Annotated in this window: 24 protein-coding genes; 16 read left to right on the plus strand and 8 right to left on the minus strand. The window is 67.3% G+C overall.

What is annotated here, in order from left to right; genetic code table 11:
- The first annotated feature begins 68 nt into the window (after window positions 1-68).
- The 5 genes from ACLJRL_RS12850 to ACLJRL_RS12870 all read left to right on the plus strand — a co-directional run bounded on the left by ACLJRL_RS12850 (window position 69) and on the right by ACLJRL_RS12870 (window position 2,572).
- Window positions 69-464, plus strand: a complete 396-nt coding sequence (locus ACLJRL_RS12850; protein WP_410656358.1) for a nitroreductase/quinone reductase family protein — start codon at window positions 69-71, stop codon at window positions 462-464.
- A gap of 46 nt (window positions 465-510) precedes the next feature.
- The gene (locus tag ACLJRL_RS12855) at window positions 511-906 is read left to right on the plus strand and encodes a MerR family transcriptional regulator (RefSeq protein ID WP_410656359.1); all 396 of its coding nucleotides are present in this window, start codon (window positions 511-513) and stop codon (window positions 904-906) included.
- Entirely contained in the window at window positions 907-1,254 is a 348-nt protein-coding gene (gene trxA / locus ACLJRL_RS12860; protein ID WP_410656360.1) for a thioredoxin, read from the plus strand.
- A gap of 187 nt (window positions 1,255-1,441) precedes the next feature.
- Complete coding sequence (locus ACLJRL_RS12865; protein WP_410656361.1) at window positions 1,442-2,065, plus strand: LysE/ArgO family amino acid transporter; 624 nt, start codon at window positions 1,442-1,444, stop codon at window positions 2,063-2,065.
- A gap of 72 nt (window positions 2,066-2,137) precedes the next feature.
- Complete coding sequence (locus ACLJRL_RS12870; protein ID WP_410656362.1) at window positions 2,138-2,572, plus strand: VOC family protein; 435 nt, start codon at window positions 2,138-2,140, stop codon at window positions 2,570-2,572.
- A 7-nt stretch (window positions 2,573-2,579) separates the two neighbouring features.
- Here the strand turns inward: ACLJRL_RS12870 and ACLJRL_RS12875 are convergent, their stop codons facing one another.
- The 5 genes from ACLJRL_RS12875 to ACLJRL_RS12895 all read right to left on the minus strand — a co-directional run bounded on the left by ACLJRL_RS12875 (window position 2,580) and on the right by ACLJRL_RS12895 (window position 7,017).
- Window positions 2,580-4,361, minus strand: coding sequence for a prolyl oligopeptidase family serine peptidase (locus ACLJRL_RS12875; protein ID WP_410656363.1), 1,782 nt, complete (start codon window positions 4,359-4,361; stop codon window positions 2,580-2,582).
- Between the two features lie 19 nt (window positions 4,362-4,380).
- Complete coding sequence (locus tag ACLJRL_RS12880) at window positions 4,381-4,818, minus strand: SRPBCC family protein (protein ID WP_410656364.1); 438 nt, start codon at window positions 4,816-4,818, stop codon at window positions 4,381-4,383.
- Window positions 4,815-5,132, minus strand: a complete 318-nt coding sequence (locus tag ACLJRL_RS12885) for an ArsR/SmtB family transcription factor (RefSeq protein ID WP_410656909.1) — start codon at window positions 5,130-5,132, stop codon at window positions 4,815-4,817. The genes ACLJRL_RS12880 and ACLJRL_RS12885 overlap by 4 nt, the downstream gene beginning before the upstream one ends.
- Window positions 5,133-5,199: 67 nt before the next feature.
- Window positions 5,200-5,898, minus strand: coding sequence for a lysoplasmalogenase family protein (locus tag ACLJRL_RS12890; protein WP_410656365.1), 699 nt, complete (start codon window positions 5,896-5,898; stop codon window positions 5,200-5,202).
- Window positions 5,899-6,006: 108 nt separating this feature from the next.
- Window positions 6,007-7,017 (minus strand): GlxA family transcriptional regulator, encoded by a 1,011-nt coding sequence (locus tag ACLJRL_RS12895; protein WP_410656366.1) that lies wholly within the window; start codon window positions 7,015-7,017, stop codon window positions 6,007-6,009.
- A gap of 43 nt (window positions 7,018-7,060) precedes the next feature.
- Between ACLJRL_RS12895 and ACLJRL_RS12900 the strand changes: the two genes are divergently transcribed.
- Window positions 7,061-7,828: an NAD(P)H-dependent oxidoreductase gene (locus ACLJRL_RS12900; protein WP_410656367.1), complete on the plus strand. Its 768-nt coding sequence runs from the start codon at window positions 7,061-7,063 to the stop codon at window positions 7,826-7,828.
- Between the two features lie 2 nt (window positions 7,829-7,830).
- On the opposite strand, the gene ACLJRL_RS12905 is transcribed toward ACLJRL_RS12900, so the two are convergent.
- Window positions 7,831-8,400, minus strand: coding sequence for a flavodoxin family protein (locus ACLJRL_RS12905; RefSeq protein WP_410656368.1), 570 nt, complete (start codon window positions 8,398-8,400; stop codon window positions 7,831-7,833).
- A 98-nt stretch (window positions 8,401-8,498) separates the two neighbouring features.
- On the opposite strand from ACLJRL_RS12905, the gene ACLJRL_RS12910 reads away from it, so the two are divergent.
- The 8 genes from ACLJRL_RS12910 to ACLJRL_RS12945 all read left to right on the plus strand — a co-directional run bounded on the left by ACLJRL_RS12910 (window position 8,499) and on the right by ACLJRL_RS12945 (window position 14,356).
- Window positions 8,499-8,912, plus strand: a complete 414-nt coding sequence (locus ACLJRL_RS12910; protein ID WP_410656369.1) for a MarR family winged helix-turn-helix transcriptional regulator — start codon at window positions 8,499-8,501, stop codon at window positions 8,910-8,912.
- Between the two features lie 68 nt (window positions 8,913-8,980).
- Window positions 8,981-10,132: a sensor histidine kinase gene (locus ACLJRL_RS12915; RefSeq protein WP_410656370.1), complete on the plus strand. Its 1,152-nt coding sequence runs from the start codon at window positions 8,981-8,983 to the stop codon at window positions 10,130-10,132.
- Entirely contained in the window at window positions 10,129-10,791 is a 663-nt protein-coding gene (locus tag ACLJRL_RS12920) for a response regulator (protein ID WP_410656371.1), read from the plus strand. The genes ACLJRL_RS12915 and ACLJRL_RS12920 overlap by 4 nt, the downstream gene beginning before the upstream one ends.
- A 58-nt stretch (window positions 10,792-10,849) precedes the next feature.
- Window positions 10,850-12,487, plus strand: coding sequence for an acyl-CoA carboxylase subunit beta (locus ACLJRL_RS12925; RefSeq protein WP_410656372.1), 1,638 nt, complete (start codon window positions 10,850-10,852; stop codon window positions 12,485-12,487).
- Entirely contained in the window at window positions 12,484-12,702 is a 219-nt protein-coding gene (locus ACLJRL_RS12930) for an acyl-CoA carboxylase subunit epsilon (RefSeq protein WP_410656373.1), read from the plus strand. Before ACLJRL_RS12925 ends, ACLJRL_RS12930 begins: the two co-directional genes overlap by 4 nt.
- An 84-nt stretch (window positions 12,703-12,786) precedes the next feature.
- Window positions 12,787-13,608, plus strand: a complete 822-nt coding sequence (locus ACLJRL_RS12935; protein WP_410656374.1) for a helix-turn-helix domain-containing protein — start codon at window positions 12,787-12,789, stop codon at window positions 13,606-13,608.
- 221 nt (window positions 13,609-13,829) lie between these two features.
- Entirely contained in the window at window positions 13,830-14,039 is a 210-nt protein-coding gene (locus tag ACLJRL_RS12940; RefSeq protein WP_410656375.1) for a DUF397 domain-containing protein, read from the plus strand.
- Window positions 14,036-14,356, plus strand: coding sequence for a hypothetical protein (locus ACLJRL_RS12945; RefSeq protein ID WP_410656376.1), 321 nt, complete (start codon window positions 14,036-14,038; stop codon window positions 14,354-14,356). The genes ACLJRL_RS12940 and ACLJRL_RS12945 overlap by 4 nt, the downstream gene beginning before the upstream one ends.
- A 7-nt stretch (window positions 14,357-14,363) precedes the next feature.
- On the opposite strand, the gene ACLJRL_RS12950 is transcribed toward ACLJRL_RS12945, so the two are convergent.
- A complete protein-coding gene (locus ACLJRL_RS12950) occupies window positions 14,364-15,743 on the minus strand; it encodes a serine hydrolase domain-containing protein (protein ID WP_410656377.1) in 1,380 nt (459 codons plus the stop codon).
- A 160-nt stretch (window positions 15,744-15,903) separates the two neighbouring features.
- Between ACLJRL_RS12950 and ACLJRL_RS12955 the strand changes: the two genes are divergently transcribed.
- Together ACLJRL_RS12955 and ACLJRL_RS12960 are read left to right on the plus strand one after the other, a co-directional pair.
- Window positions 15,904-16,530 (plus strand): PadR family transcriptional regulator, encoded by a 627-nt coding sequence (locus ACLJRL_RS12955; protein WP_410656378.1) that lies wholly within the window; start codon window positions 15,904-15,906, stop codon window positions 16,528-16,530.
- Window positions 16,511-18,130: a DHA2 family efflux MFS transporter permease subunit gene (locus ACLJRL_RS12960; protein WP_410656379.1), complete on the plus strand. Its 1,620-nt coding sequence runs from the start codon at window positions 16,511-16,513 to the stop codon at window positions 18,128-18,130. The genes ACLJRL_RS12955 and ACLJRL_RS12960 overlap by 20 nt, the downstream gene beginning before the upstream one ends.
- A gap of 290 nt (window positions 18,131-18,420) precedes the next feature.
- On the opposite strand, the gene ACLJRL_RS12965 is transcribed toward ACLJRL_RS12960, so the two are convergent.
- Window positions 18,421-20,229, minus strand: coding sequence for a glycoside hydrolase family 3 protein (locus ACLJRL_RS12965; protein ID WP_410656380.1), 1,809 nt, complete (start codon window positions 20,227-20,229; stop codon window positions 18,421-18,423).
- Between the last annotated feature and the right edge of the window lie 160 nt (window positions 20,230-20,389).

The following is a 20,389-nucleotide window of genomic DNA, read 5'->3' on the forward strand; positions in this document are numbered from 1 at the left end:
CGAGGGTAGCGATCAGGCAGTCTTGACTTCGACCATCACCTTCGTCCAGCGCAAGGATCAGGAACCGGATGTCGCGCTTTCACGAGATCAAGCACCGGGTCGCCACGACCTTCCAGCGGCACGTGGGCAACCCGATCCTCCGCCGGGTGCCGAACCAGGCGATCGTCGAGACCACCGGCCGCAAGTCCGGGGTACCCCGGCAGACCCCGATCGGCGGACGCCGGGTGGGACGCGAGTTCTGGATCGTCTCGGAGTTCGGCGAGAAGTCGCAGTACGTCCGCAACATCCAGGCCGATCCGCGAGTCCGGGTCCGGATCAAGGGCCAGTGGCACACCGGCACCGCTCACCTGATGCCGGACGACGACCCCCGTGCCCGGCTGAAGGCCTTGCCCAGGCTCAACAGCGCCGCGGTGCAGGCGATCGGCACGGACCTTCTCACCATCCGGGTCGATCTCGACGGATGATTTTCGCCTTTGCCTTGACGCCAAGGGCAAGGTTTACGCTCGAAGCATGCGGATCGGCGAACTGGCCGCGCGCACCGGAACCACCACCCGTGCGCTGCGTTTCTATGAGTCACAGGGACTTCTCGACACACGGCGCTCGGCGAACGGATATCGGGAGTACGACGAGGACGACTACCGTCTGGTCAACGAGATCCTGACGCTTCAAGCGGTCGGGCTCAGCCTCGACGACACCAGGCCGTTCGTCGCCTGCCTGCGCGCCGGCCATGAGACCGGCGATTCGTGCGCCGATTCGATCGAGGTCTACCAACGCAAACTCGCCGAGGTGGACACCTGTCTGGCAAGCCTCAACGAAGTGCGGGCAAGCCTGCTGGCCAAATTGGCAGGTGCGCTGAAGACGCCGCCGGGTCCGTGCGTCGTCACGCCGCGAAACGAGGAGTCCTGAATGTCGCCCCTTTCTTCCGTCACCGATGAGACCTTCCAAGAACTGGTCCTGAACCAGGAAAAGCCCGTCCTGGTGGACTTCTGGGCGCAATGGTGCCCGCCTTGCCACATGATCGTGCCGGTGCTCACCGCGATCGCCGAGGAACGCGCCGACACGCTGATCATCCGCAAACTCAACAGCGACGAAAACCCTCTGACGGCGAGGACCTATCAGGTCATGTCGCTGCCGACGCTGATTCTCTTCCGGGACGGCGGCCCCGTGTGGACGACGGTCGGCGCCCGCCCGAAGGCCCGGCTGCTGGCCGACCTGGACGCCGTTCTGCAGACGACCGGCGTCGGGTTGTCGTGAGTGATTCGGGTCGTTCTAACGGCCCAAATCACTCACGACCCGTAAATGTGTTGCGCGCGGGGCCGCTCGTTCGCATCCTTCAGCACATGACGACGACCATCACCTTCCTGCCGACGCCCTCCGTCTCCCGACGGGTGCGGGTGCAGCAGCAGGCCGGGACCGGTCGGAGGCCGACACCTGTCCGACCGTGAGCGCCGCGCTCGTCGCGGGCCTGCTCGCCGGATATGGCATCGCCATTCCCGTGGGTGCGGTCGCGACTTATCTGGTGGTGCTGACGGCTCGATCCGGGCTCAAGATCGGCGCCTACGCCGCACTCGGTGTCGCGACGGCGGACGGTCTCTACGCGCTGGTCGCGGTACTCGGCGGCAGCCGGCTCATCCCGGTGATCCAGCCGATCGCCGTTCCGCTGCGCTGGGTGTCGGTGGTGGTGCTGCTCGGGCTGGCCCTCCATATCGGGATCACCGGAGTACGCACTTTCCGCGACTCCGCCGAGGCCGACGTCGCGAAGCCGGTCGCGATCGGACCGCTGAAGGCTTACGTGAGCCTGCTCGGGATCACGCTGCTGAACCCGACGACGGTGGTCTACTTCGCCGCGCTCGTGCTCGGCAGTGAGGAAACGGCCGTGGCGACCGGCGCGGAGAACACGGTTTTCGTGATCGCGGCGTTCGCGGCCTCCGCCAGCTGGCAACTGTTCCTCGCCGGTGGGGGCGCGGTACTCGGTAAAGCGCTCACCGGACGTCGCGGACGGCTGATCACGGCACTCGCGTCCAGCGTGCTGATCACCGTGCTCGGTCTCCGCCTGATCTGGTGATCGGGCCGAGTTCGTCGAAACCACCAGGAATCGAGGGCGGTAGTTGTCCGCGATGGTTGCGAAGCTCTGCCCATGACCGAAACCACGGAACGCCCGGCCTCCCTCCACACCTACCTCGCCTACCACGACGCACCGAAGGCGCTCCGGTGGCTCGAACGCGCCTTCGGCTTCGAGACGACCGCGGAGTATGCCGACGAAAAGGGCCTGATCCAGCATGCCGAACTGCGGCTCGGCGGCGTCGCCATCGTCGTGTTCAGCGCGGAGGAGGACTACGACCGCGCGACACGAAAGGGCGACACCGTCGGCCACGGGCTCTACGTCAGCCTTCCGACGCAGAAGGCCGTCGACGCCGTCTTCGCCTCGGCCATCGAAGCCGGCGCGACGGCGGTCTGGGAGCCCGCGAATACCGAATGGGGCAACTACCGCTGCCGCGTCGACGACCTCGAAGGTTACGAGTGGACCTTCGGCACGCACCTCCCCGGAGAGCCACAGGCCGACTGGTCCTGACCTGCCCTCAAAGCAGGCGGGCGAACCACTCTCGTGTGCGGCGGAGCAGGTCCAGCTGGTGATCGCGTTCTCTGATGCGGTGGCCTTCGCCGGGATAGACGACGAGGTCGTGTTCGACGCCGAAGTGGCGAAGCGCGCGGTGGAAGAATTCCGCCTGGGACAACGGGACGTTCGTGTCGTCCGCACCGTGCACGATCAGCACGGGGGTTTCGATCTGCGACACGTACGAGATCGGGCTGAGCTGATCGTGCCGGTGCGGCCCGGTCCCTTCCCAGCCGACGCTTCCGCCGAGCGCGGCCTCGAAGGGACCGAGTTCCCCGGTCGCGGCGAGCATTCCCCAGTCGCAGATTCCGGCGCCCATCAACGCCGCTTTGAACCGGCCGGTCTGCCCGACTGCCCAGGCCGTGGTGAAGCCGCCATGACTCCAACCCTCGATCCCCAGCCGCTCCGGATCCGCCACTCCTTCGCCGACCAGGAGATCGATCCCGGTCTGGAGATCGCTCCATTCCTCCAACCCGACCCGGCCACCGACGCTCGCGGCGAACTCGGGCCCGTGGCCTTGCCCGCCACGCGGGTTCGGCAGGAAGACGGCGTGCCCGGCGTGCGCGAGCCACTGCGCGGAGGGATACCAGTTGAGCATGAAGCGGTCCGCGTGCCGGTCATAGGGACCGCCGTGCGCCATCGTGACCAGCGAGAAAGGCCCGTCTTCCCTGGTCTTTCCCGGCGGGAGGACCAGCAGGCCGTCCAAGGCCAGGCCGTCGGACGTCTGGTAGGACAAGCGTTCCTGCGATCCCCACGGCAGTGCACCGAATTCTGGCGCGACGTCGCTGACTTGCGACAGCTCTCCGCCCAAGAGTCCACAGTGGACATCCTTCGGCCGGTGCGCCGTGCTCAGGACGACGGCGACGACTTCGCCGTTCGAACTCACCGCGTCGGCTTGCCCGCGCCAGAACGACACTTCGCCGGAACCGAGCCGATGGAGTGCCGTGTCGAGCCCGTCCGCGACGAGCATCAGCGGAGCACCGGAATCGACCTGGACGAGCCGGGTCGGGCACGCGCTCATGCCCTCGGTCAGGTTTCGGTGCTCACCTTCTTCCACGGCGACATCGAAGATCGCCCAACCGCCGACGAGGCCCAGAGTTGCGCGATAAGCGATGTGCCAGCCGTCGTGGTCCTGCCACCAAACGGGACTGATCGCTTCGACCGCCGTCTTCCCGAGGTCGCGGGATGCGCCGCTTTCCGGATCCAGCAAGGAAAGGCGCGGTTCCAGGCCGCCGGGGTCGAGCTCCGGAGTGGGCCAGGTGAGCAGCGCGAGCATCCCGTCGTCCGGACGGCGCGCGACGTCGACGACGTGGTCTTCGGTGAGTGTCCTGATTTCGCCGGTTCGCAGGTCCAGGATCCGTAGCCGCGCGGGGCGCGCGCTCTCACTCCAGACCCGGATGGCCGGGACGGGTACCTCGTCCTCGGCGATGAACACGACCTGTTCGCGCAACGGAAGATATCCGGTGATCTCGCTTCCCCAGCCGATCACCAGTTCCGGCTCGCCCTCGGCGTGCCGGAAAAGCCGTCCGTCACTGAGGAAGTAGAGGGTCGCGGAGTCCGGTGACCATTTCGGCGAGGAGCCCTCGGCCAGTTTCCGGGGTTTTTCGGCGCCGTCGACGTCGGCGAGCCAGATCTCGGGCGTTCCCTGGGCGACGGTCGACACCTGGTAGGCGACGCGGCGCCCGTCCGGCGCCAGCGCCGGTGCGGCAGGGACACGGCTGTCGACGATCATCTCAGCGGTCAGCATGCCTTCATACTGCCGAAAACTACTTCGTCAGCGCGGTGCCCAGGTCGTCGAGCCAGCAACCTGTCCCCTGTTCCCGCCAGCCGGGTTCCTCGTGCCCGTCGAGGAAGGTGCCTTGTTCGATCAGCGTCAGCCGGGTGCCTTCGGCCTCGGCCTCGATCAACACCGTCGTGACCGACACGGTCGACAGGAGGTCGTCCGCGGAGAGCGTCGACGCGTAGACGATCCGCTCGTTTTCGGCGATGTCCTCGTACCGCGTTTCGAAGGTCATCCGCGGCCCGTCCCCGGGAGGGCCGCTGGTGACCTCGCGGCCGCCGACGCGGAAGTCCAGGGAATGCTCGCCGCCGGCCACGGTGAACCAGCCGGCTTTCGCGGCGGGATCGGACCACGCGGCGAAGACTCGCTCAGGCGATACGGGGTAGACGCGTTCGAGGGTGAAAGTGGCGTGTTTGACGGTCATGATCGTTTCCCTTCATCGGAGTTCAGAAAGTCACCAAGGCGATCGAGCCGGTGCTCCCAGCCGGTGCGCTGCCCGCCGAGCCAGTCCTCGGCCATCCGCAGGCCGTCCGGTTCGAGGTGGCAGGTGCGCACGCGCCCCGCCTTCTCGGACCGGACCAGCCCGCAGGCCTCGAGCACCTGGAGGTGCTGCATCACGGCAGGCAACGACATCGACAACGGCTGAGCGAGCTCGCCCACCGAGGCGGGTCCCCGAGTGAGCCGCTCGATCATTTCGCGGCGACTCCCATCGGAGAGCGCCTTGAACACCTGATCCACGCGTTGGTTAGGCACATGCTTAACTATCTACCCACGCCGAGCAATAGTCAAGTAAACGCTTAACTTTCTAGTCCTCCGCGGTCATGCCCTCGACCAGCAGCCACTGCGAGGCGAGGTACGACGTCAGCACGAAAGTCTCGAGATTCGCCCGCGTGCGCTCACTGGTGACGAAGTTGCGGCGGATCAGGATCGCCAGGTCCGACGCGGAGAACAGCAGCGCGCCGGCGGCGATCCAGGTCCGGCGGTCACCCGACGGGACCACCATCCCGCCCGACACCCGAGCGCCCGGCGCCAGCACCGGATCGGCCGCGAGAGTCGACGTCGCACTCAGCAAACCGCCGTACACCGAGAGCACCGACGACACCGGCGACGGCTTCGGAAGCACCATCGCGACGGCGGCCGCCGCCCAGGCCGCGAGCCGGGGAGGCGCGGTCGCCGCACGGGGGCGCGCGCCGCGCCGCCACAGAAGCGCGGAGTACAGCACCTGCATCACGCCGAACGAGGTCGCACCCCTGATGAGCTGCCGGTTTTCGTCCGACCTGGCCATGAAGTGGTCGCCCGCGCCGGCCGCGACCAACGCGGCGACAAGGAGCCCCTTCTCACCCGAAGCCAGCCCTCGCGACCGCGCGACCCGGGCGGCGAGTACCGGGACCGCGAACGGTTTGGTCGCCAGTTGCAACCGCCGGTTTTCGGTCCTGGCCGAATACACCGTGCCGATCGCGGCGGCGCCGAACAGCACTCGCTCAGCGAACTTGAGGGCCTTCACTGACCACCTCCGGAACTGATTTCCGGGTAAGTTACCAGTTGGTCAGCGCTCCGGTCGTCTCTTTCCCTGGTGATCACGACGCAAGTAGAGGACTAAACGCGTAGAGGACTAGACGGCTTCGCGGAAGGTGTTCCGGTACGCGCTCGGTGAAACGCCCAGCGCGGCCTGCAGATGCTGGCGCAGCGACGCGGCCGTGCCGAAGCCGGCGTCGGCGGCGACCTTGTCCACCGGCAGGTCGGTTTCTTCGAGCAGTTGCCGGGCCCGTTCGACCCGCTGCTGGGTCAGCCACTGCAGCGCGGAAACCCCGACTTCGTCGCGAAAACGCCTGGTGAACGTCCTCGTGCTCATCGCTTCTCGCGCGGCAAGCTCGCGCAGCGTCAGCGGACGGCCGAGGTTCTCCAGCGCCCAGGCCCGCGCCGCCGCGGTCGACGCGGACTGCGGTTCCGGCACCGGACGGCGGATGAACTGCGCCTGCCCGCCCTCCCGGTGCGGCGAGACGACCGTTCCCCGCGCGACCTCGTTCGCGACCGCGGCACCGTGGTCGCACCGGATCATGTGCAGGCAGAGGTCGATGCCGGACGCGACGCCCGCGGCGGTCAGCACGTTCCCGTCGTCGGTGTAGAGCACGTTGGGATCGAGGTCGACCTTCGGGAACTTCGCCTGGAAATCCAGGGCCGAGCGCCAGTGCGTGGTCGCGCGCCGTCCATCGAGGAGACCGGCGGCGGCGAGAACGAACGCGCCCGTGCAGATCGACGCGATCCTGACGTCCGGCCGGATCAGTTCGAGCGCCCGCGCGAGCGGTTCGGTGAGGTCCTGCCCGGTGGGCTCGTACTCGGTGGACGACGCGGGGATGACCACGGTGTCGGCCTCGGCCAGCACCTCCGGCCCGAGCGGGACAGCGATGGTCACGTCAGCGTCGGTCCGGATCTGCCCCGGCTCGGGACTGCAGGTCAGGACCTCGTAGAGCGACTCGCCGTCGGCTGACTTCGCCGTGCCGAACAGCCGGATGACGATCCCCAGCTCCATCACCAGCATTCCGTGGCGGACCAGCACGGCGACCCGATGGCGGCCCGGATGCTCGAAGTAGCCCATGGCTGGATTCTTGCACATGTTGGCCATCGAGCCACTCGATTCGGCGGACGGACCGCGAGACCTTGGGTACATGAACGTGTTGTGGATCTACGCCCACCCGGAACCCCGCTCCCTCGGCGGCGCGCTGCGCGACGAAGGGGTGCGCACACTCCGCGAACTGGGCGCGGAGGTACGCGAATCCGACCTGTACGCGATGAAATGGAAGCCCGTCGTCGACGCGGACGACTTCGGCTCCGCCGCCGGCGAAGAGCGGCTCATCGTCGGCGCGACGTCGAAGGACGCCTATCACTCCGGCGAACTGAGCGACGACATCCTGGCGGAGCACGAGAAACTGGCCTGGGCGGACACGGTGATCTTCCAGTTCCCGCTGTGGTGGTACGGCATGCCCGCGATCCTCAAGGGCTGGTTCGACCGCGTTTTCGTCAAGGGTTTCGCTTACGGCGTCCGGCATCCGGACGGCCACACACTGCGGTACGGCGAAGGCGCACTGGCCGGGAAACGTGCCATGGTCCTGCTGACCGCGGGCGCCCCGGACGCCACGATCGGACCACGCGGCGTGAACGGCGAGATCAACGATCTGCTGTTCCCTCTTCAGCACGGAACCCTGTGGTACGCCGGAATGTCCGTCCTTCCCCCGTTGACGGTCTGCGGCGCGGACCGCGTCTCCCCCGAGCAGTACGCCGACGCCGCCGAGGCGCTGCGCGAACGTCTGCGCACCCTGTCCACTCGCGACCCGATCCCGTTCCGACGGCAGAACGACGGCGACTACGACGAGGATCTCGTGCTGCGCGACCACCTCGCGCCCGGCCGCGGCGGGATCGGCGTCCACACGGCTTGAGGTCAGGCGCGCACGAGATCGGCGCCGGCGAAGAAGGTCTCGGCAGCCTTGAGCGCGCCTTCGTCGAGCAGGACGTCGCCCGGACGGCTCCCGTTGCCGACCAAGTGCCCGCCCCAGCGCATTCCCAGGTATACGGCGGTTTTGCGCAGCGTGTCGATCAGCGGATCCGCCTGTTCCGGGCGCTCGGCGAGCGCGCTCACGCCCCACAAGGTCTTACCGCGCATCTGCTCCTTGAACCGGAGTTCCGGCTGGTCCAGCCAGCCGGCCCAATGATCGAGGTACACCTTGACCGACGCCGAAACGCTGTACCAGTACACCGGCGACGCGATCACCAGATCCGTGGCGGCGTCGGTCGCGTCGAACAGCAAGCGCTCGTTCCCGGCGGGCGGGACGAAGTCCACGCCGTCATGTTTGCGGTCGACGAACGGCTCCAACGGCACCTCGGACGTCCGGATCCACCGCTGGCGGACACCGCGAGGAAGCTCCTTCGCCGCCCGCCTCGCCAGCATCTCCGTGTTGCCGCCCGCCCGGGCGCTCCCGAGCAGGAACAGGAAGCTTCGATCGTCGGTCATCGCCATCTCCTCCAGAGTGATTTCAAAGTATATGCATGTGCAAGCAGATGCTGTCACTGCATGTAAACTGCTGTCAAGGACGAAGCAAGGAGGTCGCCATGACCGACGAACTGGCATGGGGCCGCGCCGTCGCCCTGCACGGGCGCATCGAGCAAGAACTCGCGAAGGCGTTGCAGCGCCGGCACGGACTCGGCCTGTCCGAGTACCGCGCGCTCGGCAAACTGGCCGCCACCGAGAAAGGCGTCCTGCGCATGCAGGAACTCGCCGAGGCGATCGGGCTCAACCAGAGTTCCGTGAGCCGCATGGTCGTCCGTCTCGAAGACGGTGGCATGACCGAGCGCGACCCCTGCGAAAACGACCGCCGCGGCGTGTACACGTGCATCACGAGCGAAGGCCGGAAACGGCACGCCGAAACCGAGCCGACCTATCGTGCGGTACTGGCGGCGGCCCTGGACAAGGCCGGCGGTGATCCCGACCTCGCCGGCGCCGTCACCGCGCTGCGCGGCGCCTGATCTCCACCCTGGGGATGACCTCCGCCGGACGGACGCGCGAAAGCGACCCGCCCGGCTAGGTTCGCCGTATGAATCAGCCGTCGGTGCTCCCGAACCGGGTGTCGCACATCATCGACGTGCTCGTCGCGCTGGTGCTCGTGGTGGCCGTCGGCGGGAACCTCGTCGCGAAGACGTGGACGTTCACCGTCGCGATCCCGGTGTGGCTCGCCTGGGCCGCGATCGCCGCCTTCGCGGTCGCGATCGTGCTGCGGAGGCACCAGCCGATCGCGGCCTACTGCCTCGCGCTGGTCACCTTGATGCCCGCCTCGCTCGCGGGCGGCGGCATGGGCCCGGCGGCCGCTTTGGCCACCGCGTCCGCCCTCTACACCGTGGCGCTGGAACACCCGCGTGCCCGCTCGCTCATCGCGATGGGCGCCGGCCTTGTCGTCGTCTGCTTCCTCGAATTCCTGCAGCTCGGGCCCAGCACCCTCGCTTCGACCGCCTTCGCGGGTGGCGGGCTGGCGGGTTCGTGGGCACTGGGCTGGATGGCGCGGCAGCGACAGGCGAACCTCTCACAGCTCGCCGAAGCCCAGGCCGATCAGGCGGTTTCCGAGGAAAGGCTGCGCATCGCGCGCGAAATGCACGACGTCGTCGCGCACAGCATGAGCCTGATCGCCGTGAAGGCCGCGGTGGGCAACCACGTCGCGGGAGAACAACCCGAAGAAGCGCGGGAAGCGTTGCGGGTCATCGAACTCACCAGCCGCGAAACCCTCGTCGAACTCCGGCGGATGCTCGGCGTCCTTCGCTCCAGCGACGGCACGCCCGAAGCAACGCTCGGCCCCGCACCGAAACTCGCCGATCTGCGGACGCTCGCCGAACGCGCCGGCCAGGCCGGGGTCCGCGTCGACCTGACCGGCGAGGGACTGGACGGCCTGCCCGAAGGTGTCGCCCTTTCGGTGTACCGCATCACGCAGGAGGCCGTGACCAACGTCGTGAAACACGCAGGGCCGTCGACCTGCCGGGTCGCGATCACCGACGGCGAAGGGGAGGTCAGCGTGGAGATCGTCGACGACGGGCGCGGCGAAAGCACGATGCAGGTCAGCGGTGGGCACGGCTTGATCGGGATGCGGGAACGGGTCGCGGTCTACGGTGGTGACTTCGAAGCGGGACCACTGCCCGCTGGGGGATTCCGGGTGTACGCGCGCTTGCCGTACGCCGGTGAAGGAGTGGTGACGCGATGATCCGCGTGCTCATCGCCGACGATCAGGCACTGCTGCGCGGCAGTTTCCGTGTCCTGGTCGACAGCGCGCCGGACCTCGAGGTCGTCGGCGAAGCAGGCAACGGCGCGGAAGCGCTGGAACTGGCCGAAAAGGAACGCCCCGACGTCGTGCTGATGGACGTCCGCATGCCGGAGATGGACGGGATCGAGGCGACCCGGCGGATCTGCGCGTCGGCCGCCACCGAAGGCGTCCACGTGCTGATCCTGACGACCTTCGACCTCGACGCCTACGTCTATTCGGCGCTTCGCGCGGGCGCGAGCGGGTTCCTGCTTAAGGACACTCCGCCGGCCGAACTGCTGTCCGCGATCAGGGTCGTCTCGGCGGGCGAGGGGCTTCTCGCGCCATCGATCACGCGCCGCCTTATCGCGGAGTTCGCGCGGCTGCCCGAACCCGGCCAGCGCGTCGCCGCGTCACTCGACAGCATCACCGCACGCGAACGGGAAGTGCTGGGGCTGATCGCGCGCGGGCTGTCGAACGACGAGATCGCGGGCACGCTGCACCTCGGGCTGGCGACGGTCAAGACGCATATCGGCCACCTGCTGCACAAACTCGCCGCACGGGACCGGGCGCAGCTGGTGATCGCGGCTTACGAGTCCGGATTGGTCAGGGCCGCCCTCTAGGCAGGACGTTGCCTACGCCACACGCGAAGTGACCGTCGAGTAGCTAGGCTGCGGATTCATGAGCAGTGCGACGGAGCCGCTCGGGACGCCGCCCGAGAACGAACCGGACATCCACACCACGGCCGGCAAACTGGCCGACCTGTACCGCCGGTATGACGAGGCGGTACACGCGGGCTCAGCGAGGGCGGTGGAGAAACAGCACGCCAAGGGCAAGAAGACCGCCCGTGAGCGGATCGACCTGCTGCTGGACGAAGGCTCGTTCGTCGAACTCGACGAATTGGCGAAGCACCGCTCGGTCAACTTCGGCCAGGAAAAGAACCGGCCTTACGGCGACGGCGTCGTCACCGGCTACGGCACCGTCGACGGCCGTCCGGTGTGCGTGTTCAGCCAGGACGTCACCGTCTTCGGCGGCTCACTCGGCGAGGTCTACGGCGAAAAGATCGTCAAGGTGATGGACCTGGCGATCAAGACCGGCCGCCCGATCGTCGGCATCAACGAGGGCGGCGGCGCTCGGATCCAGGAAGGCGTCGTCTCGCTCGGGCTGTACGGCGAGATCTTCAACCGCAACGTCAAGGCGTCCGGCGTCATCCCGCAGATCTCGCTGATCATGGGCGCCAACGCGGGCGGGCACGTCTACTCCCCCGCACTGACCGACTTCGTGGTGATGGTCGACAAGACCTCGCACATGTTCATCACCGGCCCCGACGTCGTGAAGACCGTGACCGGTGAAGAGGTCTCCTTCGAGGAGCTCGGCGGCGGGCGCACGCACAACACCCGTTCGGGTGTCGCGCACTACCTCGGCTCCGACGACGACGACGCGATCGCCTACGTCAAGGAGCTGCTCTCGTTCCTCCCGGCGAACAACCTGTCCGAAGCTCCGCGCTTCGAGACCGACGCGCCCGCTGGAGGCTTCTTCGATGATGTCTCCGACTCGGACCGCGAGCTGGACACGCTGATCCCGGATTCGCCGAACCAGCCGTACGACATGCACGAAGTCATCAACCGCATCGTCGACGACGGCGACTTCCTCGAGGTGCACGAGCTGTTCGCGCCGAACATCCTGGTCGGTTTCGGCCGGGTGGACGGGCGCAGCGTCGGCATCGTCGCGAACCAGCCGACCCAGTTCGCCGGCTGCCTCGACATCGACGCGTCCGAGAAGGCCGCCCGGTTCGTGCGCACCTGCGACGCGTTCAACATCCCGGTCCTGACCTTCGTCGACGTCCCGGGCTTCCTGCCCGGCACCGACCAGGAATGGAACGGCATCATCCGGCGCGGCGCGAAGCTGATCTACGCCTACGCCGAAGCGACCGTCCCGCTCGTCACCGTCATCACCCGCAAGGCGTACGGCGGCGCGTACGACGTCATGGGTTCGAAGCACCTCGGCGCGGACGTCAACCTGGCCTGGCCGACGGCGCAGGTCGCGGTCATGGGCGCGCAGGGAGCGGCGAACATCGTGCACCGCAAGACACTCGCCGCGGCCGCCGCCGACGGCAAGGACGTCGACGCGTTGCGGGCCGAGCTGATCCAGGAGTACGAAGACACGCTCCTGAATCCGTACGCGGCCGCCGAGCGCGGATACGTCGACTCGGTGATCGTGCCCGCGCACACTCGCGGCCACATCGCGAAGGCACTGTCGTTGCTGGAGGGCAAACGAGAGTCCCTGCCGCCGAAGAAGCACGGGAACATCCCGCTGTGAGCGCGCCCGATACACCACTGCTGCGGGTCGTCCGGGGCAACCCGAGCGACGCCGAACTGGCCGCGCTGACCGCCGTCGTCGCCGCGGCGTCGGTCGCGCGGGCTCCGCGGCCGGCACCGAAACGGGACTCGTGGTGGGCCGACAAGACCTCGCTCGTACGGGCGGAGCTCGCCCCGGGTGACGGCGCGTGGCGGGCTTCGGCACTTCCTCGCTGACGCGGCACTCACCGCGGCGCGGATCCGGATTCCGCGGGCTATCGTTTCAAGCCCGAGAACTCCGATCGCCCCAGAAAGCCGTGCGTGACGAACCAGGACCACCTCTCCACCGAGCTGCGCCGGTTGCGCAGAGCCGCCGGTCTGTCCGGGACCGAAGCGGCGACTCTCACGGGCCTCAGCCAGTCCAAGGTGTCGCGGGTGGAAACCGGCGCTTTCATGCCGACGGAGGAGCAGGTGGTCGCGCTGTGCCGCGTCTACCGCGCACCCGCGTCCGTCCGGCGTGAACTCGTCGCGATCACCCGTGACCTGCGCGAGGAAGCGTCCTCGGCCCGCGTCGTCCTGCAGCGGGGCGCCTGGCGGATGCAGCAGCGCATCGGCAAGATCGAGGCCGCGTCCGCCCGCATCCGGAGTTTCCAGCCGACGATCGTCTTCGGCCTGCTCCAGACCCGCGACTACATCACCGCGCTCTTCGGCGATTCCCTTCCGGAGGGCGAGCGGGACCAGACCGTCGAAGCGCGGCTGGAGCGCCAGAGCATTCTCGGCACCACGCGTGAGTTCCATTTCGTGCTGACCGAAGGCGCCCTGCGCTGGAACATGGGCGGCGCGGCGACCATGCTGGCCCAGCTCGATCACCTCATCGACCTCTCCGGACGCGGGAAGACGCGGCTGGGCGTGATCCCGTGGACCACCGCCGTGTCGGTCCCGGTCCTCCACGGTTTCGACATCTACGACTCGCGCGCGGTGCTCCTCGGCACGCAGACGGCCACGGCGCTGGTCACGGACGAGCGGGAAGTGGCGGACTACGAGAAGAACTTCGCCGAAGTGGAGCGCTACGCCACCTACGACGACGTAGCGCGCTCCCATCTGGCCCGGATCGCGGCCGATTACCGACGGCTCACCGGCTGAACCACTCCGGTGACCAAGGACTCTTGGCCCTATGCACCCTGAGAGTGCATCGTGAGTCCAGCGGCAGTCGACGAAGACCCTCTTTCGTGCGCCGAGCGCGATCAAGGGGGCTTTCCCGGACCACTCACCGACCAGCGGCGACGGTTCACCCGATCTTGACAACGTTGCGTCCCCGCAAGCCGTCTACTTGCCAAAACCAGTCACTGGGGAAAGGCGCTCCGATGACCAACAACTGGCACGACCGCATGCACGACTGGCACAAGTCGACCTACACGCATTGGGAAGAGAACGCCTGCGTCGAGGTCGGCGCACTACCCGGGATGGTCGGCGTCCGGGATACCAAGCAAGGCGCGATCCCGGCCGAGACCCGGCCGATCCTGGTGTTCCCGGCCGAATCCTTCAACGCGTTCCTGGACCACTTGGCCCGATGAACGACGTCGCGAAGCCGTACATGGTCCACGAGCCACGGGAGATGGCGGGCCAGCTGATCAACGGCAACTGGATCGTCGCCCGCTGGGAGCACCTCGCCGAGCACGAGGACCTGGAGCGATGGACGGCGGTGCTGCGCGAGAGCTGTGAAGAACTCGGCGTCGATCCGTACATCATCAACGTCTCCCGGAAGAGCCTGACGATCGTCTTCAACGGCGCGCTCCCCGCGCCGACGTTCGACCAGCTGGAGTACTCGATCGCGGCGATCGAGTACCACCGCTTCATGGAACAGGAGATCGGTTCGAGACCACGGAACTAGACAAGAACTAGGCGTCCTTCGGCGCGGCGCGCATTCCGATGTAGACGCATTCCGTGCCGGTCGAAAGGGTCGAGAACACCACAGGCATCCAGTCCTCGCTGAAGGACGGGCCGGCACCCGAAGCGGCGAAGACCGTCTCCGTGACGGCGACCAGATCCATGTGCAGGGTCGGCGACAAGTCCTTCATTCCGTCCACGAAGTCGTACGTCAGCTTCAGGTCTTCGGTCACCGTGATGATCACGCCTTCCCGCCGGTAGACACCCGCGAACCTCGCCATGTCGACGACAGGGGCTTCGGCGGGCGGTGCGAAGGAATCGGGAAGGCGGACGTCGGCGAACTCCTCGAGCAGTTCGCGGAACAGTGCCGCGTAAAGCTGCCGGGCGCCGCCGCCGTTGGTCACCAAGGCGATGGCCACCCCCGCCGACGGGACCACCCGCAGATACGCGTACTGCCCGATCGACGCGCCGTCGTGGCCGAAGCCGGGCGTGCCGTCCCAGTCATAGAGCGTCCAGCCGAGACCCCAGCCGTCCGCGCTGACCGTCCACTTGTCGGGGACGTCGACTTCGCGGCGGCGCATCGCCGCGACCGTCCCGGGCGCCAGAACCTGGGTCCCGTCAGCGGCCAGGCCGTCATCGAGGTGCATCCGCGCGAGCCGGACGACGTCGCCGGCCGAGGCGATCACCCGCGCCCCCGGTCCGACCGACCGGGGCATCAGATCCCAGGCCGGCGCGGGCTCCGGCTCCTCCCCCGGCTCGCCGAGGTGACCCATCGCCGCACGAAAACTCAGCGCCTCTTCCGGCAAGGTCATCGACTGCTTCAGGCCGAGAGGCGCGAAAAGCAGCTCTTGCAGCGCCTGGTCCCAGGTCGACCCGGTCACGACCTCGACGATGCGGCCGAGCACGACGTAGCCGACGCTGCTGTAGGAGACCGCGGTCCCCGGCGGGCAGTCCATGGCGATTCCCTTGCTCGCCTCGACGTAGCGGGCGATGCAGTCGTCACCCCGGCCGGTGTCGTGGTTGAAATCGCACGTCAGACCACTGGTGTGGCTGAGCAGCTGCCGGATGGTGATCGTCTTGGTCGCTTCGGGATCGATCGTTTCGAACTCGGGGAGCACGTCCACCACCGGTGCGTCGAGATCGAGTTCACCGGTTTCGGCCAGCCTCATGATCAGGGTGGCGGTGTAGACCTTGGCGATCGAACCGAGCTGGAACACCGAATCGGTCGTCACTTCGACGCCGGTTCCGCGGTGCAGTACTCCGCTGGCGAGTTCGTGGATCTCCCCGCCGGCGAGGACGGCGAGCGCGGCACCCGGGACATGGTGGGCCGCGCGGAGCTCGTCCAGCTTGGCCTGCCAGCGTCCGGCGTCCCAGTTCACGGTGTTCGGCATCGCTTCTCTCCTTCAGTTGCGTACGCTGTTCTCGTCTTGCGCACACTGTACGCACAGGCGTTCAGTGTGCGCAAGAGAGATGGCCCCTTGAAGGCGGACCGGTCGATGTCATATAGTCCATGCGGAATAATCAATACGGAATCATCCGAGGGGATCATGTATGGCCTCGAAGCTCACCCCACTGGCCGTCGCGGTGCTGGAGCTGCTCCACGAGCGGCCCATGCATCCGTACGAAATGACGCAGCTGATGCGGGAGCGCTACGTCAGCACGCGGGTCAAGGTGAAGGCCGGGTCGCTCTACCACACCGTTGATCGCTTGCAGCAGAACGGTTACGTCGAAGTCGTCGAGACACAGCGGGACGGAAAGCGCCCCGAACGCACCGTCTACGCCATGACGGACGAGGGCCGCGACGAGTTCCTCGATCGCGCCAAGACGATGCTCAGCACTCCGGCCGAGGAGTATCCCGAGTACCTCAGCGGGCTCGCCGTCATCGACGAACTCGGCCGGGAGATCTCGGTGGACCAGCTCAAGCACCGGGTGCTCCAGCTGCAGGCCGCGGCCGCGTCGGACCAGGTGGTGCTCGAAAGCCTGGTCAACGAGCAGCACCTCCTGGAGGTCTACTGGCTCGACTGGTCCTACACGGCCGCGCGGCGCGCCTTCGAGCTCAAGTGGACCCAGAACCTCATCGAAGACCTGGAATCCGGCCGCATCGGATTTCAGGATCACTGCACGCCGAGCCTGAACCTGGTCACCGAGGACGAACCCGATGAACGCAAGACAAGCTAATCCCTGGGCGGCACTTTCCGCGCTGTGCCTGGGTTTCTTCATGATCCTGCTCGACACCACGATCGTTTCGACGGCGATTCCCGCGATGCTGCGCGAACTCGGCGCCGGGCTGAACGCGATCGTCTGGGTGATCAGCGTCTACCTGCTGGCCTACGCGGTGCCGATGCTGTTCGCCAGCCGTCTCGGGGACAGGTTCGGTCCAAAGCGGATCTACCTGGCCGGGCTCGTGGTGTTCACCCTCGCCTCGTTGTGGTGCGGGCTGTCCGGCTCGGTCGAGATGCTCATCGCCGCCCGTGCGGTGCAGGGACTCGGCGCCGCCTTGATGACCCCGCAGACCCTGGCGTTCATCAGCCACCTCTTCCCGCCGTCGAAACGTGGTCCCGCCATGGGGCTTTGGAGCGGTGTCGCCGGGATCGCGGCGATCGTCGGTCCGCTGCTCGGCGGCGTGCTCGTCGACCACCTCGGCTGGGAATGGATCTTCTTCGTCAACCTCCCGGTCGGCGTGGTCGCGCTCGCGCTGGCGGTGCTGAAGGTGCCGGACTGGCAGCCGAAACATTCGCATTCCTTCGACGTGCCCGGAATCCTGCTGTCCGGCGTCGGCCTGTTCTGCGTCGTGTACGGCGTCCAAAATGGACAGCACTACGACTGGGGACGGGTGTTCGGCCCGATCACCGTCTTCGAGATCATCGGGGCAGGCGTCGTCCTGCTGATCGCTTTCTTCCTGTGGCAGCGTTACAACCGCAAAGAGCCGCTTCTTCCGCTGGGAGTCTTCGCCAATCGCAACTTCTCGGCGGGAACGCTGACTTCGGTCACCGTCGGATTCGCGATGACCGGCATGTTCCTGCCGCTGGTGATCTACATCCAGGCCGTCCTCGGCGAATCCCCGACCATGTCGGGCCTGCTGTTCGCGCCGATGTCGTTGCTGGCGGGCATGATCGGCCCGTTCGTGGGCAAGGCGTCGGACCGGGTCAACGGCAAGATCCTGCTGATCATCGGGCTGACCGCGCTCGCCGCGGGGATGGGGCTCGCCGCGCTGCTGGCACGAGCGGACGCCAACGCGTGGTCGCTCACGCCCGCCTTGCTGCTGGCCGGTGCCGGGATCGGGTTCATCTTCGCGCCGATGAGCAACATGACGATGAGCTCGGTCGAGCCGCGGCTCACCGGAACGGCTTCGGGCATCTTCAACACCGCCCGCCAGGTCGGCGGCGTGCTCGGTAGCGCCGCGATCGGCGTGCTGCTGCAGGCACGCATCAGCGTGTCGATCGCCGACGAGGCCGCGAAAGCCGCGATGACGCTTCCCGAGCAGTACCGCGCGCCCTTCGCGGAAGGCATCGCGAAAGCCGCGGAATCGACCGGCGAATTCGGCTCGTCCGGCTCGCAGGCGCCCATCCCGGGACTTCCCCCCGACGTGGCCGAACAAGCCCAGCGGCTCGCGCTCGAAGCGGTCCACAATGGACTGACCGACGCCGCTCGGGTGACGCTGCTCCTGCCGGCGGCGGTCCTTCTGCTGGGGGTTCTCTCGGCGCTCACGATGCGACGTCCGACACCCCGGACCCCGCCTCCGGCCTCCGCACCGGCTACCGCCTCCACCGCCGCCTGAAGCTCCCGATACTTGCGCACGCAACAACCGCAACCAGAGGACTAAACGCAGGGCGCAAGTAGAGGACTACTTGCGTGCCTCGAAGACCGACCGTGCCGGAGGAGTCCGTGAAGACCTCCTTCCCTACCTTGAGAGTAGGCAAGGGGGCCTTCACGTCCTGAGAACCGCGGTCCTTGCGCGCGCAAGTATCGCAAGTAGAGGACTAAACGCGGGGAGCGATGAAGGGGCCTGTCATCGCAAGTTCGCGATGACAGGCCCCTTCATCTCATCCGCGGGAGGGCGGAAGACTTCTACCGGCGGTACCGCAGGCCGTAGCCGTACGGGAACAGCGCCTTCTTGCCGTCGCCGACGTTCACCGGTTCCTGCGCCGCGTTGGTCGGCCAGCTGAAGGTCAGCTTGCCCGTCGGGTTGTAGTCGCCGTAGAGGACGTCGGCGACGCCGGCACCCTCGCTGCCCGGGAGCCAGGCGGCGACGAGACCGTTGAACTGCGGCAGTTGCGGGGTGATCTCGAGCGGGCGGCCGGACACGGTCACCGCGACCACCGGGACGCCGGAGCTCTTCAGTTTGGCGATCGTCGCGAGGTCTTCGGCGTCGAGCCCGAAGCCGCTGGGCCGGTCTCCCTGCCCTTCGGCGTACGGCGTTTCGCCCACCACTGCGACCGCGACCTGGTAGCTCTTGTCGATTCCGTTACCCGCACGGTCATAGGTCACCGTGGTTCCCTTCCCGGCGCCCGATTTCAGGCCGTCGAGGATGGTCGTGCCCGGGATGACCGGGCCGCTCTGGCCCTGCCAGGTGAGCGTCCAGCCGCCTGCCTGGTTGCCGATGTCGTTCGCGTTCTTGCCCGCGACGAAGATCTTGTTGTTCTTCTTCGCCAGGGGCAGTACACCGTCGTTCTTCAGCAGCACCTGGGATTCGCGGACGGCTTGCCGGGCCAGCTCGCGGTGTTCCTTGCTGCCGAACGTCTTCTGGAGCGAGCGGTCGGTGTACGGGTGCTCGAACAGGCCGAGCTTGAACTTCTCCGCCAGGATCCGGCGGTTCGCGTCGTCGATCCGGCCGAGCGAGACGCGGCCCGCCTCGACCTCGGCCTTGAGGTAGGAGATGAACTGCGGCGCGTCCCACGGGACCATGAACATGTCGATGCCGGCGTTCACCGAAAGGCGCACTTCTTCGGGAGTGAAGCCTTCCTGGCCGTCGATCTGGTTGATCGCGTTGTAGTCCGAGATCACCAGGCCGGAGAACCGCAGTTCCTTCTTGAGGACGTCGGTGATCAGGTACTTCTGGGCGTGCATGCGCACCCCGTGGAAGCTGGAGAACGAGATCATCACCGAGCCGACGCCGCGGTCGATCGCCTCGCGGAACGGCGGGAGGTGGATCTGGCGCAGTTCGCGTTCGCTGACCTCGGTGTTGCCCTGGTCGACGCCGTTCGCGGTGCCGCCGTCGCCGACGTAGTGCTTCGCGGTCGCGAGCACCGACCCCGGCTTCTCCCCCAGCCTGCGACCCTGCAGACCGGTGATGGCCGAAGCGTTGGAGATGGCGTCGCGCGGGGATTCGCCGAAGGACTCGTACGTGCGGCCCCAGCGATCGTCGCGGGCGACGCACAGGCACGGCGAGAAGTCCCACTGCGGACCGGTTCCGGCGACTTCCAGCGCCGTCGCGCGGCCGATCTTCTCGACCAGGCGCGGGTTGTTCGCGGCGCCGAGGCCGATGTTGTGCGGGAAGATCGTCGCGCCGTAGACGTTGTTGTGGCCGTGCACGGCGTCGACGCCGTAGATCGTGGGGATGCCGAGCGGCGTCGAAACGGCCGCCTTCTGATAGCCGTCGACCATGTCGGCCCAGCCGGCCGGGGTGTTGCTGGCGGGCACCGAGCCACCGCCGGAAAGCAGTGACCCCAACTTGAGGGCGGCTGCCTGATCGGGAGTGACCGCGCCTCGTTCGGCCTGCGTCATCTGGCCGATCTTGTCGTCGAGGCTCATGCGTTTGAGCAGGTCGTTGACCCGTGCGGACACTGAAGCGTGGGGATTCTTGTACACCGGCCCGGGGGTGGCCGACGCCAGTGACGGCGACAAGGCCGAACCGGCCAGGAGCAGGCCCGCGAGCATTGTGGTTTGCGTCGTGCGAAGAGATCTTCTGACGCGGAGGCGGGACGACATTGTTTCCTCCGTAGCTCGAACAATCCATATGTTGCGCGCCACAACAAACTAGCCGCACGATCGAGTGTCCCAGGTCACAATTAAGCAACGGAGACCCGTCGAGTACCTT

The organism is Amycolatopsis sp. lyj-112, from assembly GCF_046549055.1.
Classification (GTDB): domain Bacteria; phylum Actinomycetota; class Actinomycetes; order Mycobacteriales; family Pseudonocardiaceae; genus Amycolatopsis.

Coding starts and splice junctions, on each gene's coding strand:
- ACLJRL_RS12850 (WP_410656358.1), top strand. CDS start 69: ATGTCGCGCTTTCACGAGATCAAGCACCGGGTCGCCACGACCTTCCAG.
- ACLJRL_RS12855 (WP_410656359.1), top strand. CDS start 511: ATGCGGATCGGCGAACTGGCCGCGCGCACCGGAACCACCACCCGTGCG.
- trxA (WP_410656360.1), top strand. CDS start 907: ATGTCGCCCCTTTCTTCCGTCACCGATGAGACCTTCCAAGAACTGGTC.
- ACLJRL_RS12870 (WP_410656362.1), top strand. CDS start 2,138: ATGACCGAAACCACGGAACGCCCGGCCTCCCTCCACACCTACCTCGCC.
- ACLJRL_RS12875 (WP_410656363.1), bottom strand. CDS start 4,361: ATGCTGACCGCTGAGATGATCGTCGACAGCCGTGTCCCTGCCGCACCG.
- ACLJRL_RS12880 (WP_410656364.1), bottom strand. CDS start 4,818: ATGACCGTCAAACACGCCACTTTCACCCTCGAACGCGTCTACCCCGTA.
- ACLJRL_RS12895 (WP_410656366.1), bottom strand. CDS start 7,017: ATGGCCAACATGTGCAAGAATCCAGCCATGGGCTACTTCGAGCATCCG.
- ACLJRL_RS12900 (WP_410656367.1), top strand. CDS start 7,061: ATGAACGTGTTGTGGATCTACGCCCACCCGGAACCCCGCTCCCTCGGC.
- ACLJRL_RS12905 (WP_410656368.1), bottom strand. CDS start 8,400: ATGACCGACGATCGAAGCTTCCTGTTCCTGCTCGGGAGCGCCCGGGCG.
- ACLJRL_RS12910 (WP_410656369.1), top strand. CDS start 8,499: ATGACCGACGAACTGGCATGGGGCCGCGCCGTCGCCCTGCACGGGCGC.
- ACLJRL_RS12915 (WP_410656370.1), top strand. CDS start 8,981: ATGAATCAGCCGTCGGTGCTCCCGAACCGGGTGTCGCACATCATCGAC.
- ACLJRL_RS12920 (WP_410656371.1), top strand. CDS start 10,129: ATGATCCGCGTGCTCATCGCCGACGATCAGGCACTGCTGCGCGGCAGT.
- ACLJRL_RS12925 (WP_410656372.1), top strand. CDS start 10,850: ATGAGCAGTGCGACGGAGCCGCTCGGGACGCCGCCCGAGAACGAACCG.
- ACLJRL_RS12940 (WP_410656375.1), top strand. CDS start 13,830: ATGACCAACAACTGGCACGACCGCATGCACGACTGGCACAAGTCGACC.
- ACLJRL_RS12945 (WP_410656376.1), top strand. CDS start 14,036: ATGAACGACGTCGCGAAGCCGTACATGGTCCACGAGCCACGGGAGATG.
- ACLJRL_RS12950 (WP_410656377.1), bottom strand. CDS start 15,743: ATGCCGAACACCGTGAACTGGGACGCCGGACGCTGGCAGGCCAAGCTG.
- ACLJRL_RS12955 (WP_410656378.1), top strand. CDS start 15,904: ATGGCCTCGAAGCTCACCCCACTGGCCGTCGCGGTGCTGGAGCTGCTC.
- ACLJRL_RS12960 (WP_410656379.1), top strand. CDS start 16,511: ATGAACGCAAGACAAGCTAATCCCTGGGCGGCACTTTCCGCGCTGTGC.
- ACLJRL_RS12965 (WP_410656380.1), bottom strand. CDS start 20,229: ATGCTCGCGGGCCTGCTCCTGGCCGGTTCGGCCTTGTCGCCGTCACTG.